This window comes from Streptomyces sp. NPDC059224 (assembly GCF_042754285.1).
Classification (GTDB): Bacteria; Actinomycetota; Actinomycetes; order Streptomycetales; family Streptomycetaceae; genus Streptomyces.
The window spans coordinates 110,015-125,507 of sequence record NZ_JBHZAN010000008.1 but is presented as its reverse complement, the minus strand read 5'-3'; the positions used below and the strand labels follow the sequence as shown (position 1 = coordinate 125,507).

Here is a 15,493-nt window from a genome sequence, read left to right as displayed (position 1 = left end):
GGCGGCGAGGGTGCGGCGACGGGCCGCGTCGCATGACCCTGTTGCCCCCGCGGACCACGCTGCGGCTCCCTGACGTGTCCCACTGTGTGTGATTTCCCCCTCGGTAACCTCCGCGAAACTGCCGGGTGCGGGATGCTGGAGATAACGTTCGTTCACTGGGGACGGGTGGCGGAACGCGTCAAATGTGCGGTACTTGTCGGTACGCACGCATGCTGGCGTGTTCGTTTCATGGTCATGGAGGCAGTGATGGGTGTGGCAGCCGGTCCGATTCGTGTGGTGGTGGCCAAACCGGGGCTCGACGGCCACGACCGCGGGGCCAAGGTCATCGCGCGGGCGTTGCGTGACGCGGGCATGGAGGTCATCTACACCGGGCTCCACCAGACGCCGGAGCAGATCGTCGACACGGCCATCCAGGAGGACGCCGACGCGATCGGCCTCTCCATTCTCTCCGGCGCCCACAACACCCTGTTCGCCGCGGTCATCGACCTCCTGCGGCAGCGTGACGCCGAGGACATCCTCGTCTTCGGCGGCGGCATCATCCCCGAGGACGACATCGCCCCCCTCAAGGACAAGGGCGTCGCCGCGATCTTCACGCCGGGGGCGACGACGACGTCGATCGTGGAGTGGGTGCGGGAGAACGTCCGGCAGCCCTCGCAGGCGTAGCCCAGCCTTCGCGTCACGTCGGGCCGACCCGGCGGACTCGGACCGGGTTCGGCGGCGCAGCCCCGGGAGCCGTCGCGGCACCGGACGCTCAGCTGCCGCCCGGCTCCAGTTCCGCCAGCATCACCGCCCGCAGCCGCAACGTCGTGGCGAGCCGCTGGAACGCCTCCGCCCAGTACCCGCCGGCACCCGGTGACGCGTCCTCCCCCTCGTCCGGCACCGCCAGCAACGCGTCCAGCCGGCCGGCCTCCGCGGGATCCAGGCAGCGTTCGGCCAGGCCCATCACCCCGCTGAAACTCCACGGATAACTCCCCGCGTCCCGCGCGATGTTCAGGGAGTCCACCACGGCCCGGCCGAGCGGAGCCGACCACGGTACGGCGCAGACCCCGAGCAACTGGAACGCCTCCGACAGGCCGTGCGCCGCGATGAACCCCGCCACCCACCCGGCCCGCTCCGCGGCTTCCAGGATGCCCAGCAGCTTCGCGCGTTCGGCCAGGGAGACCGCGCCCGGACCGCCCGCCTCCGGCGCCGCGGGAACCCCGAGCAGCGCTCTCGCCCACGCGGCGTCCCGCTGTCGTACGGCGGCCTGGCACCAGGCCGCGTGCAGTTCGCCCTGCCAGCCGTCCGCGACCGGGAGCGCCACGATCTCTTCCGGCGTGCGGCCGCCGAGCCGCGCCTGCCAGGTGGCGAGCGGGGCCGCCTCCACCAACTGGCCCAGCCACCAGGACCGTTCCCCGCGTCCGGCCGGGGGCTTCGCCACCACCCCGTCCCGCTCCATGCCCGGGTCGCACTCGGGCGGCGCCTCCACCGCGATCGCCGGGCCGTCCCCCGAGCGGTCGACGGCCACACAGGCCCCGGCCCGCACCGCCATGCGCCCCGCCAGCGCCGAGCCCGGCAGCGTGGACAGCAGCTCCGCCGCCGTCGTCCGCACGTTACGGCTCCGGTCCGACAGCGCCAGTTCCAGGAACGGCTCGTCCCCGGCGGCCAGTCCGGTGCGCAGCGAGTCGAGGAACATCAGCCGGTCCTCCGCCCGCTCCGTCGCCCAGGTCCCGGCCAGCAGCTCGCGCGCCGCCTCGGGGGTACGGGCCCGCAGCGCGGCCAGCAGAGCGACCCGCTCGGCGAACAACCCCTCCTGCCACAACTGCCCTATTCCGTCGGTGTCCTCGGGGCCGGGCAGGCTCGCGCCACCGCCCGGGGCCGCGCGCAGGGTGAACCGCCAGTCCTGGTTGAACCGGGCCAGCCACATCGCGCGCGGCCCCGCGAAGGCCAGCGCCGCGGGCCGCAGGTCGGTACGGCCCCGGGCCGCGTCCAGCAGTGCGGGCAGCGTCTGCGGGGGCGCGGCGAACCCGCGCGCGTTGGCCGCCGCGAGCCACTGGGGCAGCAGCTCCACGAGGTCGGGCGAGGTGCCCCGGCGACCGCCGGTCCCGGTGCCGGGGCGGTCGGACAGCAGCATCGCGAGCCTGCGCGCGGCCGCGGCGGGCAGCGCGGGGCGCGGATCCTCGGGAGCGGGTTCGGGGCGGTCCGCGGCCCGCGCGGGCCGCAGTCCGGCCCGTCGGCGTACGGTCGCCACGGCCGCCTCGTCCAGCAGGGCCACGGGAGCCTCCCGCCCGAGCCCGCCGGTCGCGGGCGGACGCCGGTCGGTGCCCAGCAGGGCCGTGGTGACGAGGTCTTCCCAGGCGGTCACGGCGTTTCCTCTCCGGAAGTCGGTCGGGTGGTGCGGGCCGGTCGGGTCAGCACAGCGGTACCGCCTCTCCGGTGTGCTCGGGCCAGGCCGTCAGGGGGGTGAAGCCGCGGTGGCCGCACTCGCCGAAGACCGTGACCGGGGCCCCGCCGGAGAGCGCGACCAGCCGCCACAGACCGGGCCGGGCGCGGGCGGCGGGAGAGAGGGGGAGTGCTCCTTCCCCTTCCACGTCGGCCAGTTGCCAGGAATCACCGTCCGGGACGGGCACCACCCGGCCCAGCGTCACCGGCACCGACTCCAGCCACGGGTCCGCCCGTAGCGCCTCCCCGTACCGGGCCGCCGCCCCGGCCGTCGTCAGGCCGGTCGGCCGTACCGGCAGGGGCGCGGGCGCGGCGAACCGCTCGCCCAGGGCCGCCCGGTGCTCACCCGCGCCCGGGTAGGCGGACAGCTCGGCCTCCAGGGCGAGACCGACCGGCAGCGCCAGCTCCGGGGCACGGCCGGCCGCCCCGTAGGAGAGGAGCAGCGCCGTACGGCCCGAGTCGGCGCCGTGCAGCCAGATCCGGCGGGTCGTCAGTTTCGCGTCCGCCGTGTCGTACTGGGCGAGGACCAGCCAGCGGTCACGCACCGGGGGGCCGTCCGCCGAGGCGGGCAGGCCGACGCGGGCCCGGACCGTGGCGGCGAGGCTCTCCGGGAGCCGGTCGCGGCGCAGCCAGCCCTGGTCGAGGAGGTGCAGCAGCGCGCACTCCTCCAGCAGTCGCACCGGCCAGCCGGGCCCGGAGGCCGGTATGGCACCCAACTCCCGCACCCGCGCGGCCAGCCCGGGTGCCTGGGCGTCGACCATGCGGGCCGCGGTCTCCTCCCAGAGTCCGTACCCCGTCTGCTCGGCCGGGGCCAGCCCGCCGCGGAGCAGGTCGGTCAGGCGCTGCTCCAGCTCCGTGGCGCCGGCCGTGACCCGCTCGGCACGCCGCTCCGCCCGCCGCCGGGCCGCCTCGGGATCAGCGGTGGCCGGGGAACTCCCCTCGCCCGTCGCCCGTTTGTCCTCCGCGCGCTTGCGCCGGCCCGCGATCCACTGCTCGGCCCAGTCCGGCGGCTCCGTCACCGTCGGCACCGTGTCGTCCTCGCCCGCCCACAGCAGGAGCAGCCCGAGGGCGTGTTTGCAGGGGAACTTCCGGCTGGGGCAACTGCACTTGTACGCGAGCCCCGCCGGGTCCGCCATGTCCACGATCGTCTGGTACGGCTTGCTTCCGCTGCCCTTGCACAGTCCCCATACGGTCCCCTCCTCGCAACTCCCCGCCCCGGACCACGGTCCCGCCGCTCCGAGTTTGCTTCCCGCCTTGCGTGACGCGGCGTCAGGAGCCAGTGCCAGCACCTGGTCCGCACTCCAGCGCACCCCCTGCTGAGTCATGTCATCGAAGGTAGATCCCCCCACTGACAATCGACCCGACGGCCATGTTTGCGCAGGTCAGGGCGATTGTCAGTGGCGTGGTGCACGGTGGACACCAGATCCGAACCGGCCGAGCTGGAGGGGGCCTCAGCCATGACTGTGTCCGTGGAACCGACCGACCCGACGACCACCGAGAGTGCGCTGCGACCGCACGCCGAGCACGCCTTCGCCGCGGAACTCGCCGCGCTGGCCGCACAGGACGACCGGCCGCGCCCGGCCCGCTGGAAGATGTCGCCCTGGGCGGTGGCCACCTATCTCCTGGGCGGCGCTCTGCCGGACGGCACGGTGATCACACCGAAGTACGTCGGCCCCCGGCGTATCGTCGAGGTCGCCGTCACCACCCTCGCCACGGACCGCGCCCTGCTCCTGCTCGGCGTGCCCGGCACCGCCAAGACCTGGGTCTCCGAGCATCTGGCCGCCGCGGTCAGCGGTGACTCGACGCTGCTGGTGCAGGGCACGGCGGGCACCCCGGAGGAGGCGATCCGCTACGGCTGGAACTACGCCCAGCTGCTGGCCAACGGCCCGAGCCGGCGCGCGCTGGTGCCGAGCCCGGTCATGCGGGCCATGGCGGAGGGCATGACGGCGAGAGTCGAGGAGCTGACCCGGATCCCGGCCGATGTGCAGGACACGCTGATCACGATCCTGTCCGAGAAGACCCTGCCGATCCCGGAGCTGGGGCAGGAGGTCCAGGCGGTCCGCGGTTTCAACCTGATCGCGACCGCCAACGACCGCGACCGGGGTGTCAATGACCTCTCCAGCGCCCTGCGCCGCCGCTTCAACACCGTCGTCCTGCCGCTGCCGGAGAGTCCGGACGCCGAGGTCGACATCGTCGCGCGCCGTGTCGACCAGATCGGCCGCTCCCTGGACCTGCCCGCCGTGCCCGACGGCATCGAGGAGATCCGCCGGGTCGTCACCGTCTTCCGGGAGCTGCGCGACGGCATCACCACCGACGGCCGGACCAAGCTGAAGTCGCCGAGCGGGACGCTCTCCACGGCCGAGGCGATCTCCGTCGTCACCAGCGGACTCGCCCTGTCCGCCCACTTCGGGGACGGCGTGCTGCGGGCCGGCGACGTCGCGGCGGGCCTCCTCGGCGCGGTCGTCCGCGACCCGGCCGCCGACCGCGTCATCTGGCAGGAGTACCTGGAGACGGTGGTACGCGAGCGCGACGGCTGGAAGGACTTCTACCGTGCCTGCCGGGAGGTGAGCGTATGAGCGGCTCCCCCCGGCCGCGGGGCGGGCCGCTGCTCCTGGGGGTACGGCACCACGGACCCGGTTCCGCCCGGGCGGTGCGGGCCGCCCTGGAAGCCGCCCGGCCGAAGACCGTACTGATCGAGGGGCCGCCCGAGGCCGACGCGCTGATCCCGCTGGCCGCCGACCCGCGGATGCGGCCCCCGGTGGCCCTCCTGGCACACGCCGTGGACGAGCCCGGCCGCTCGGCCTTCTGGCCGCTGGCCGACTTCAGTCCCGAGTGGGTGGCCATGCGCTGGGCCCTGGAGCACGACGTCCCGGTCCGCTTCATCGACCTGCCGGCCACCCACACGCTGGCGTGGGGAACGGGGGACGAGGAAGCGGCGGCGCCGGCCGACGTGGAGGACGGCGCGTCCGAGGCCGGCCGGCGGATGCGGGTCGATCCCCTCGCCGCCCTCGCCGAGGCCGCCGGTCACGACGACCCCGAGCGCTGGTGGGAGGACGTCGTCGAGCACCGGGGCGGGACCGGGGACGGCGAGCGGGGGGAACGGGATGCGCTCGCGCCGTTCACCGCGGTGGCGGAGGCGATGGAGGTGCTGCGGGAGACCCACGGGGCCGGTGGCCGGGACCGGGACCCGGTGCGCGAGGCATACATGAGGCTCCAACTGCGAGCGGCCCAACGGCGGTTCGGCGAGGACGTCGCGGTGGTGTGCGGGGCGTGGCATGTGCCGGCGCTGCGCACGCGGAGCACCGTCGCGGCCGACCGGGAGCTGCTGAAGGGGCTGCCCAAGGTCAGGACGGACATGACCTGGGTGCCGTGGACCAACCGCCGGCTGGCACGGTCGAGCGGATACGGCGCGGGCATCGACTCACCGGGCTGGTACGGACACCTGTTCCGCGCCGGGGACCGGCCGGTGGAGCGGTGGCTCGTCAAGGTCGCCGGACTGCTGCGCGAGGAGGACCGGATCGTCTCCTCGGCCCATGTCATCGAGGCGGTACGGCTGGCCCACACCCTCGCGGTGATGCGCGGCCGTCCCCTGCCAGGTCTGGGCGAGACCACCGACGCGGTGCGCGCGGTGCTCTGCGAGGGTTCGGACGTTCCGCTGGCGCTGGTCCACGACCGGCTGGTGGTCGGGGACGTGCTGGGGGAGGTGCCGCAGGCAGCGCCCGCGGTGCCGTTGCAGCGCGACCTGGCCCGGGAACAGCGTCACCTCAGGCTCAGGCCGGAGGCGTTGGAACGGGAGCTGGAGCTCGACCTGCGCAAGGAGATCGACTCCGGGCGCAGCCGGCTGCTGCACCGGCTGCGGCTGCTCGGCATCGGATGGGGCGAGCAGGCGCAGTCACGGGGGAGCACGGGGACGTTCCGGGAGACCTGGCGGCTGCGCTGGGAGCCGGAGCTGTCGGTGCGGGTCGCCGAGGCCGGGGTGTGGGGGACGACCGTCGAGGGCGCGGCGACGGCCAGGGCCGAGGCCGACGCGGCGCAGGCGACCGCCCTCGCCGGCGTCACCGCGCTCGCCGAACTCTGCCTGCTCGCCGGTCTGCCGGACGCACTGCCGGTGGTGATGCGGGCGCTCGCCGACCGGGCCGCGCTGGACACGGACGTCGGCCAGCTCGCCCAGGCCCTGCCGGCCCTGGTCCGCTCCCTGCGCTACGGCGACGTACGGGGGACCGACACCCGGGCGCTCGCCGAGGTGGCCGCGGGCCTCGCCGAGCGGGTCTTCGTGGGGCTCCCGCCGGCCTGCGCAGCCCTCGACCCGGACGCGGCGGAGGAGATGCGGGGCCATGTGGACGCGGTGCACACGGCGGTGGGACTGCTCGGGGAGCCCGGCACGGGGGCCGATCCCGACCGCCGTGATCTGCGGGGCCGCTGGCGGGCGGTGCTCCGCGCGCTGGCCGGCCGGGACACCGTGCCCGGAGTGCTGCGGGGGCGGGCGGTGCGGATCCTGCTCGACGAGGGAGAGCTGGAGCCGGCGGAGGCGGCCCGCCTGATGGGGCTGGTGCTCTCGCCGGGGACTCCGCCCGCGGACGCCGCCGCCTGGGTCGAGGGGTTCGTCGGGGGCGGCGGGGGCGGAATGCTGCTCGTCCACGACGAACGGCTGCTCGGCCTCGTCGACACCTGGCTCACCGGGGTGCCGGCGGACGCCTTCACGGACGTACTGCCCCTGCTGCGGCGGACGTTCTCGGCGTACGAGCCGGGGGTGCGCAGGACGATTGGCGAGTTGGTGCGCCGCGGGCCGGCAGCGCGGGCGGACGTGCCCGGGCAGGCCGGCGGGACACCGGGCTTCGGCGCCGAGCCGGACGAGGAGCGGGCCGCCGCCGTGCTGCCGGTGCTGCGGCTGCTGCTCGGACTCGACGGAACAGCACCGGACGACGATCTTGTGAGGGCGGGCAGATGACAGCAGAGGTGACGGGCGCCGGCACCGGCCTCGACGACACGGCGCGGGAACGGCTGCGGCGCTGGCGGCTGGTGCTCGGGGGCGAGGCCGCCGAGGGGACCGGATGCGCGCTGTCCGGGCGGGACGCGGCCATGGACGGCACGCTGGCCGCGCTCTACGGGAAGGGGGACAGAGCGCAGTCGGGGCGCGAGCGTTCGGCGGGTCTGGGGGCGTCGGCACCGTCGGTGGCGCGGTGGCTCGGGGACATCCGGACGTACTTCCCGTCCTCCGTCGTCCAGGTCATGCAGCGCGACGCCATCGACCGGCTGGGGCTTACCGCGCTGCTGCTGGAGCCCGAGATGCTGGAGGCGGTGGAGGCCGACGTGCACCTGGTGGGCACGCTGCTCTCGCTCAACAAGGCGATGCCGGAGACGACCAGGGAGACGGCGCGGGCGGTCGTCCGCAAGGTCGTCGAGGACCTGGAGAAGCGGCTGGCCACCCGCACCCGGGCCACCCTCACCGGTGCCCTGGACCGCAGCGCGCGGATCAGCAGGCCGCGCCACCACGACATCGACTGGAACCGCACGATCGCGGCCAACCTCAAGCACTACCTGCCCGATTACCGGACGATCGTGCCGGAGCGGCTCGTCGGGTACGGACGGGCGTCCCGGTCGGTGAAGAAGGAAGTGGTGCTCTGCATCGACCAGTCCGGGTCGATGGCGGCCTCGGTGGTGTACGCCTCGGTGTTCGGGGCGGTGCTGGCGTCCATGCGGTCCATCGACACCCGGCTCGTCGTCTTCGACACGGCCGTGGTCGACCTCACCGACCAGCTCGACGACCCGGTGGACGTCCTGTTCGGCACCCAGCTGGGCGGCGGTACGGACATCAACCGGGCGCTCGCGTACTGCCAGTCGCAGATCACCCGGCCGACCGAGACCGTCGTCGTGCTCATCAGCGACCTCTACGAGGGCGGCATACGCAACGAGATGCTGAAACGGGTCGCGGCGATGAAGGCCTCGGGGGTGCAGTTCGTGGCACTCCTCGCCCTGTCGGACGAGGGGGCGCCGGCCTACGACCGGGAGCACGCGGCCGCGCTCGCCGCGCTGGGGGCACCGGCGTTCGCCTGCACGCCCGATCTCTTCCCGGAGGTGATGGCCGCGGCGATCGAGAAGCGGCCGATTCCCGTCCCGGACACAGTGTGAAGGAGACCGCATCAAGTCAGAGAGGTCTTGTGAACCGGACATGCTTACCTGTCGGTAAGGGGGTACTTGCGCAACGCCGGGCCGGGCGTGCGAGGATCGACGCCCGCGTCGCGGTCCGTGGTCTCAACCCCGCGCGCCGCACCGCTGTTTCGCGTCCGCGTTCCGCCGTACCGGAGGATCCTGCCCGCCTTGACCTCGCCAGCCGTTCTGCCCGGTCCCGCCGAGCGCCCGTCGCGCACGGCGGCGGGGCGGCGCGCGCTGCAGCTGGCGCTGCTGGCCGGTGGACTGCTCGCGCTCGGCCTCCTCTGCGGAGGACGGGCACAGGCGGCCGAGGGAACGGCTGCGGTGCCGTCGACACCGACGTTGACGCCCCTGGTGAGCCGACCGGGTGTGGACAGGGTGCTCCCGGCCGGTGAGACGGCGCCGGACGAGAAGGCGACGCCCGCCGGGACGACGGATCACCAGCCGACGCCCCACCAGCACGCCGCCCGCACGACTGCCCAGCCCACCGCGACTCCCGAGCCGTCCTCGGCCGCCACGGCACCAGTGACCCGCCCCGCACCTCCCGCCCCCGCGCCGCCCACCACGCCGGCGGCCCCGGTCGTGCGGGTCGTCCCGGTCGTGGGGGAAACGGTTCGCTCGGTGACCGACACCGTGACAGCCACCGTGACCACGGTCGTGACTCAGGGGCTCGGCGAGGTGGTCCGGCAGGTGTCGGAACTGCCGGCGCAGCTGCCCTCGCTGCCCGGGTGGCTGCCCACGCTCCCGGAGCCGCCGGGTGGGTCCCCCGTCCTGCCGGTGCCGGTACCGCCCGTTGGGTCCGTCCCGGCGCCGGTCACCCCGGCCCCGGTCACCCCGGCGCCCGGCACCACGAAGGCGCGGCCCGCCGTGACGGAGGGCGGCGGGCAGCAGAGCACCCCCGCGGGGAAGCCGGCGGCGACGGCGGTGCCGTACGGGCCGCGGGGCCCCGCCTGCGCCCCCGCCTCCACACCGTTCTCCGGGACGGCAGCACACCAGCACCCCGGCGGTCACCGTGCCGCCCGCGCCTTCGCCGGCCCGAGCCACCCCGCGCCCACCGGAGACCCGGACGGCGCGCTGGGGAAGTCCGCGGTCGACGGCGGTTCCTCCAGGCACGGTGACGCGTACGCCGTGACCTTCGCCGACCGGGCGCCGCTGCGGCTCGTGCCCGGTGCCGCCGCGCACGACGACGCGGCCGGGACCCGGGACAGGTACCGGGACATCCCCGTCTTCCCCGGCTAGGAGGACGGCCGGCCCACTCCCCGCCGCGGATCTGTCGTGCGGGGCGGAACAGGTCTGCCCGTCCGGAACCCCCTACCGCTCCGGGCGGCGATGCCCCCAGCCGCGCTTCCGGCCCACCGGAGGCACTCCCGGCTCCGCGGACGCGTGCCCCACGCGCCGGAGCCCCGAAGGACTGACGCACGCATGAACAAGAACATCAGCAGTTCCCTCGCCGTAGCCATGGAGATCGCCGTGGCGGCCGACGACGCCGTATGCGGCCCGGACACCTGCCGGGTGGCCGGGATACGCGCGGCGCAGGCCATCCAGGGCGCCCGGGCCGCCAGGGCCGCCCGGGCCACGGCCAAGGCCCAGGCCACCGCCAGGGCACACGCCCAGGCCCTGCAGCGACGGGCGGTCACCATGCTCGGCACCGGCACCACCCCGCAGACCAGGTCCTACTCCCTCTGACTCCCTCTGGCCCCCTGACTCCGCGGGGTGGCCCGGGGGTGGGCGGCCGAACACCGTCGGTTCGCCCCCGCCGGGACCCGCGGTCCGGGCCGGGCGCTCCCCGTGGGGCGGGGAGCGGCGGTCCACCCCGGAGGCGCGCAGCCTCCGGGCGGAGGCCTCACCGGGCCGGCCCCAGCCCGGTGAGGCCTCGCACAACGTCCCCAAGACGGCACGCCGTGCCACCAGAACCCCCGATACCCGGCATCATGTGACAGGTATCACCGCTCAGGTGTGACCCCTGATTTAGAGACCCCCCGCGAGCGGCGATAATCTGCGAGACGGACATGCCGCGCGCTCGGACACCGTGTGCGCCCCCCTTGTGACACATTGCGGACGTCACGCTGCCCTTCGCGGCACGCCCACGCATCCAACGAACCGCGAGATCACTGATAGGGACGGAAGCGCGTGGACCTGTTCGAGTACCAGGCGAGGGACCTCTTCGCCAAGCACGATGTACCGGTGCTGGCCGGTGAAGTCATCGACACGCCTGAGGCGGCGCGCGAGATCACCGAGCGTCTGGGCGGCAAGTCCGTCGTCAAGGCGCAGGTGAAGGTCGGTGGTCGTGGCAAGGCCGGTGGCGTCAAGCTGGCCGCCTCCGCGGACGAGGCCGTCGCCCGTGCGACGGACATCCTCGGCATGGACATCAAGGGCCACACGGTCCACAAGGTGATGATCGCCGAGACCGCCCCGGAGATCGTCGAGGAGTACTACGTCTCCTTCCTCCTCGACCGTGCGAACCGCACCTTCCTCTCCATCGCCTCCGTCGAGGGCGGCATGGAGATCGAGGAGGTGGCGGCCACCCGTCCGGAGGCCGTGGCCCAGACCCCGATCAACGCGATCGACGGTGTGGACCTGGCCAAGGCCAAGGAGATCGTCGCCGCGGCGAAGTTCCCGGCCGACGTCGCCGACCAGGTCGCCGACATCCTGGTCAAGCTGTGGGACACCTTCATCAAGTCGGACGCCCTCCTCGTCGAGGTCAACCCGCTCGCGAAGGTCGTCTCCGGCGAGGTCCTGGCCCTGGACGGCAAGGTGTCGCTCGACGACAACGCCGAGTTCCGGCACGACTGGGACGAGCTGCACGACAAGGCCGCGGCCAACCCGCTGGAGGCCGCCGCCAAGGAGAAGAACCTCAACTACGTCAAGCTCGACGGCGAGGTCGGCATCATCGGCAACGGCGCGGGTCTCGTGATGAGCACCCTGGACGTCGTCGCGTACGCCGGTGAGAACCACGGCGGTGTCAAGCCCGCCAACTTCCTCGACATCGGTGGCGGCGCCTCCGCCCAGGTGATGGCGAACGGCCTGGAGATCATCCTCGGCGACCCGGACGTCCGCTCCGTGTTCGTGAACGTCTTCGGTGGCATCACCGCCTGCGACGAGGTCGCCAACGGCATCGTGCAGGCCCTGAAGCTCCTGGAGGACCGCGGCGAGAACGTCTCCAAGCCGCTGGTCGTCCGTCTCGACGGCAACAACGCCGAACTGGGTCGCAAGATCCTCACCGACGCCAACCACCCGCTGGTGCAGCGCGTCGACACCATGGACGGCGCGGCCGACAAGGCCGCCGAGCTGGCCCACGCCGCCAAGTAAGCACTCAGGACGAGGACAGAACACACCATGGCTATCTGGCTCAACAAGGACAGCAAGGTCATCGTCCAGGGCATGACCGGCGCCACGGGCATGAAGCACACCAAGCTCATGCTGGGCGACGGCACCAACGTCGTGGGCGGCGTCAACCCGCGCAAGGCCGGTCAGAAGGTCGACTTCGACGGCACCGAGGTACCGGTCTTCGGCACCGTCAAGGAGGCCATCGAGGCCACCGGCGCCGACGTCTCCGTCATCTTCGTGCCGGAGAAGTTCACCAAGGCCGCGGTCGACGAGGCCATCGACGCCGAGATCCCGCTGGCCGTCGTGATCACCGAGGGCATCGCCGTGCACGACTCGGCGGCCTTCTGGGCGTACGCCGGCAAGAAGGGCAACAAGACCCGGATCATCGGCCCGAACTGCCCCGGCATCATCACGCCGGGCCAGTCGAACGTCGGCATCATCCCGGGCGACATCACCAAGCCGGGCCGCATCGGCCTGGTCTCGAAGTCCGGCACGCTGACGTACCAGATGATGTACGAGCTCCGTGACATCGGTTTCTCGACCGCCGTCGGCATCGGTGGCGACCCGATCATCGGTACCACGCACATCGACGCGCTCGCCGCGTTCCAGGACGACCCCGACACCGACCTGATCGTGATGATCGGTGAGATCGGTGGCGACGCCGAGGAGCGTGCGGCCGCGTTCATCAAGGAGAACGTGACCAAGCCGGTCGTCGGTTACGTCGCGGGCTTCACCGCGCCCGAGGGCAAGACCATGGGCCACGCCGGCGCCATCGTCTCCGGTTCGTCGGGCACCGCCCAGGCGAAGAAGGAGGCCCTGGAGGCCGCGGGCGTCAAGGTCGGCAAGACCCCGACCGAGACGGCGAAGCTCGCCCGCGAGCTGCTCGCCGGCTGAAGGGCTGCGTGACCGTACGCCGGTAGGCCCGTCCCCGCAGTGGGGCGGGCCTGCCGGCGTTTCGCCTGCCGGCCACTCAGCCCGCCAGCGGTGCCAGTCTCTCCGGGCCGTTGTCCGCGGCCCTCTGCAGTTTCAGCCGGAGCGCCCGCTCACCCGCCGACAGCGGCCCCATCCCCACCTCCGCCGGTACCCCGCTGATCGCCTGCGCGGGGCCGATCGGGGCCTCGTAGTGCGTCGGCGCCGTCCGTAGCGTGAGCGTCGTCGCCGCGATGATCGTCGCCGTGAAGGCGAGTGCGGACCGGGTCCAGAAGCGGGTCTGCCGTTCGGCGTAGGTCCGTACGGCGGGCGGCTGGGCCGCCCGCAGGGACTCCGCCGAGGCCAGTTCGGCCATCCGGCGGTTCAGCGCCGCGGCGTCCGCCAGCTCGGGGACCTGCTCGGCGACCGCCTGCCGCGCGTGGGTCAGCCGACGCGCCGCCGCCGGAGTGCTCGCCTCCGTCTCCGCCGCCGTCTCCGGCAGGTCGAGGCCGACACCGTCGTACAGGAGGAGCGTGCGGCGGTACGACGGCGGGAGCCGGAGGAGCGCCTCCAGCAGGGCGCGGTCCGCCGCGTCGGCCGGCGGGGCCTCGGGCTGGCGGTAGCGCAGCCGGAACTGGTGCCAGGGGGAGAGCGCGCACTCGTGCGCCACCGCGCGTACCCAGCCGGCCGGGTCCCGGTCGCGGGCCACCTGCGGCCAGTTCTGCCAGGCGAGTTGGAAGGCCCGTTCGACGGCTTCCCGCGCCAGCTCCCGGCGCCCGGTGAGCAGATAGGTCTGCCGTACCAGGGCGGGGGCGCAGAACGCGTAGAGCGCGTCGAAGGCCTGAGTGGGCGTCAGGGCAGCGGACGGTACGGCCTCGTCGGCGGGGACAGGGCTCTGCGTCACCGGGCGCACCTTCCTTCGGAAAAACACATAAACATATATTGGGCGACACTTCGGTGGTTCGCCCGTTACGCCGGGAAAGCGCGTGTCGTTGGGAGCATGGCCGTCGTGATTCGGATGCCCGCCCACCGACCGCCGTCGGCACCCCCGTCGCGCCCGTCGCGCCCGCAACTCATGTCCCTTCTGCTCACCCGGTTGCGGGACCGTTCCCCCGGCCTGGGCGCGAGCCTCCTGGGCGGCGCGATGGCTGCCGGGCTCGGACTCGCCTGTGTCTCGGCGCTGGTGATGGCGCTGTGGGTCAGTTCGCCGTACCCCGACAGCGGGCCCGCCGCCGCGCTGCATCTCGCGGCGGCGCTGTGGCTTCTCGCCCACGGGGTCGAACTGGTCCGCACCGACACCCTCTCCGGGGTGCCGGCCCCGGTCGGCGTGACGCCGTTGCTGCTCCTGGTGCTGCCGGTACTGCTGGTGTACCGGGGGGCACGGGACGCGGTGGACGCCCCGGACGGCGACGGCGACGGAGCCGACACCCTTCACGCGCCGCCGCCGGTCCGGGCCCGTACGGCGTGGACCGGGGTGGTGGCCGGTTACCTCGGCGTGGGCGGCTGCGCCGCGTTGTACGCGTCCGGTGGTGAACTGCGGCCCGTGTGGGGGTGGGTGGCGGTGTGTCTGCCGCTGCTCGCGACGGTCGCGGCGGGCGCCGGGGTGTGGACGGCGTACGGCCGTCCGCGCGAGCCGCTGCTGGACCTGGTGCGGCTGCTCCCGGGGCCGGTACGGCGACTGCTGCTGGGCCGCGACACCCGGGTGCGCTGGGGTACGGCCGTCCGCGCCTCCCTGGCCGGGGCGGCGGTGTTCTTCGCAGGCGGGACACTGCTGCTCGCGGTGTCGCTGGTCCTGCACGGAGGTCCGGCCCGGACGTCGTTCCTGCAGCTGACGGAAGGATGGACGGGACGGTTCGCGGTCCTGCTGCTCTGCGTCTCGCTGGTCCCGAACGCGGCGGTGTGGTCGGCGTCGTACGCGGTCGGCCCCGGCTTCGCGCTCGGCGCCGGTCATCTCGTCAACCCCCTGGCGGCCGACCCGGCCCCGCTGCTGCCGCCCTTTCCGCTGCTCGCGGCCGTGCCGGCGGACGGGCCCGGCACGCCGTTGAACTGGCTGGCGGGCGCGGTGCCGGTGGCGGCCGGGGTGACGATGGCCTGGTTCGTGGTGGGCCGGGCGGCCCGACGGCGCTGGCGGGCCGGGCGGACGGCCGGGGTGATGGTGCTGGCGGGGCTGCTGTGTGCGCTGTTGCTCGCGGCCCTGGCCGAGCTGGCCGGCGGCCCCCTGGGCGTCGCCGCGCTCACCCGTTTCGGTCCGGTCTGGTGGCAGACGGGCGCGGCGACCGGCGGCTGGCTCCTCGGGGTGGGCGTACCGGCGGCCCTGCTGCTGCGGGCCTGGCGGGGGTTTGGCCCGGCCTCGCTCGCGGCATGGCTGGGGTTCGGCAAACAGCAGCCGGGCCGGCAGCCGGCGGCGGAGAAGAAGAGCGCCATCCCCGCGGCCGCCACTCCGGCGGCCGCCGCCCCGGTGATCGTCCTCCTGCCCGATCAGGGCGACGGCGACACGTTCGAGCCGTACGAGGCGCTGCCCGTCGAGCCGTACGAGGCGCTGCCCGTCGAGCCGTACGAGATGCCGCCGGCCCCAACGCCGCCGTCCGGCACCTGGCAGGAGGAGACGGACCGCAAGGCCCGGTGGGCGGCACTGCGGGAGGCGTCCGAACCGTCGGACGGCCCTGACGGGACCTGCGGGACCTGA

12 protein-coding genes are annotated in these 15,493 nt (G+C 74.0%); 9 read left to right on the top strand and 3 right to left on the bottom strand.

The window, feature by feature from the left end:
* The first annotated feature begins 246 nt into the window (after nt 1–246).
* The gene (locus ACFXI4_RS10715; RefSeq protein WP_362722276.1) at nt 247–663 is read left to right on the top strand and encodes a cobalamin B12-binding domain-containing protein; all 417 of its coding nucleotides are present in this window, start codon (nt 247–249) and stop codon (nt 661–663) included.
* 88 nt (nt 664–751) lie between these two features.
* Here the strand turns inward: ACFXI4_RS10715 and ACFXI4_RS10710 are convergent, their stop codons facing one another.
* Together ACFXI4_RS10710 and ACFXI4_RS10705 are read right to left on the bottom strand one after the other, a co-directional pair.
* On the bottom strand, nt 752–2,344 hold the full coding sequence (locus tag ACFXI4_RS10710; protein ID WP_384989399.1) for a DUF5691 domain-containing protein: 1,593 nt from the start codon (nt 2,342–2,344) through the stop codon (nt 752–754).
* 46 nt (nt 2,345–2,390) lie between these two features.
* On the bottom strand, nt 2,391–3,746 hold the full coding sequence (locus ACFXI4_RS10705; RefSeq protein WP_384989398.1) for an SWIM zinc finger family protein: 1,356 nt from the start codon (nt 3,744–3,746) through the stop codon (nt 2,391–2,393).
* Between the two features lie 132 nt (nt 3,747–3,878).
* Between ACFXI4_RS10705 and ACFXI4_RS10700 the strand changes: the two genes are divergently transcribed.
* From ACFXI4_RS10700 to sucD, 7 genes are all read left to right on the top strand, one after another.
* Nucleotides 3,879–4,997, top strand: coding sequence for an AAA family ATPase (locus ACFXI4_RS10700; RefSeq protein WP_384989397.1), 1,119 nt, complete (start codon nt 3,879–3,881; stop codon nt 4,995–4,997).
* Entirely contained in the window at nt 4,994–7,369 is a 2,376-nt protein-coding gene (locus ACFXI4_RS10695; protein ID WP_384989395.1) for a DUF5682 family protein, read from the top strand. The genes ACFXI4_RS10700 and ACFXI4_RS10695 overlap by 4 nt, the downstream gene beginning before the upstream one ends.
* Nucleotides 7,366–8,550 carry a VWA domain-containing protein gene (locus tag ACFXI4_RS10690; protein WP_384989393.1) on the top strand — a complete coding sequence of 395 codons (1,185 nt, stop codon included), beginning with the start codon at nt 7,366–7,368 and terminating at the stop codon, nt 8,548–8,550. Before ACFXI4_RS10695 ends, ACFXI4_RS10690 begins: the two co-directional genes overlap by 4 nt.
* 189 nt (nt 8,551–8,739) lie before the next feature.
* Nucleotides 8,740–9,810, top strand: a complete 1,071-nt coding sequence (locus tag ACFXI4_RS10685) for a hypothetical protein (RefSeq protein WP_384989391.1) — start codon at nt 8,740–8,742, stop codon at nt 9,808–9,810.
* Nucleotides 9,811–9,993: 183 nt separating this feature from the next.
* The gene (locus ACFXI4_RS10680; RefSeq protein ID WP_384989389.1) at nt 9,994–10,257 is read left to right on the top strand and encodes a hypothetical protein; all 264 of its coding nucleotides are present in this window, start codon (nt 9,994–9,996) and stop codon (nt 10,255–10,257) included.
* Nucleotides 10,258–10,701: 444 nt separating this feature from the next.
* Nucleotides 10,702–11,880, top strand: coding sequence for an ADP-forming succinate--CoA ligase subunit beta (gene sucC, locus ACFXI4_RS10675; protein WP_351742053.1), 1,179 nt, complete (start codon nt 10,702–10,704; stop codon nt 11,878–11,880).
* Between the two features lie 27 nt (nt 11,881–11,907).
* Complete coding sequence (sucD, locus tag ACFXI4_RS10670) at nt 11,908–12,792, top strand: succinate--CoA ligase subunit alpha (RefSeq protein WP_384989387.1); 885 nt, start codon at nt 11,908–11,910, stop codon at nt 12,790–12,792.
* Between the two features lie 76 nt (nt 12,793–12,868).
* On the opposite strand, the gene ACFXI4_RS10665 is transcribed toward sucD, so the two are convergent.
* Nucleotides 12,869–13,720, bottom strand: coding sequence for an RNA polymerase sigma factor (locus tag ACFXI4_RS10665; RefSeq protein WP_384989508.1), 852 nt, complete (start codon nt 13,718–13,720; stop codon nt 12,869–12,871).
* A gap of 87 nt (nt 13,721–13,807) precedes the next feature.
* On the opposite strand from ACFXI4_RS10665, the gene ACFXI4_RS10660 reads away from it, so the two are divergent.
* Nucleotides 13,808–15,493 carry a DUF6350 family protein gene (locus ACFXI4_RS10660; protein ID WP_384989385.1) on the top strand — a complete coding sequence of 562 codons (1,686 nt, stop codon included), beginning with the start codon at nt 13,808–13,810 and terminating at the stop codon, nt 15,491–15,493.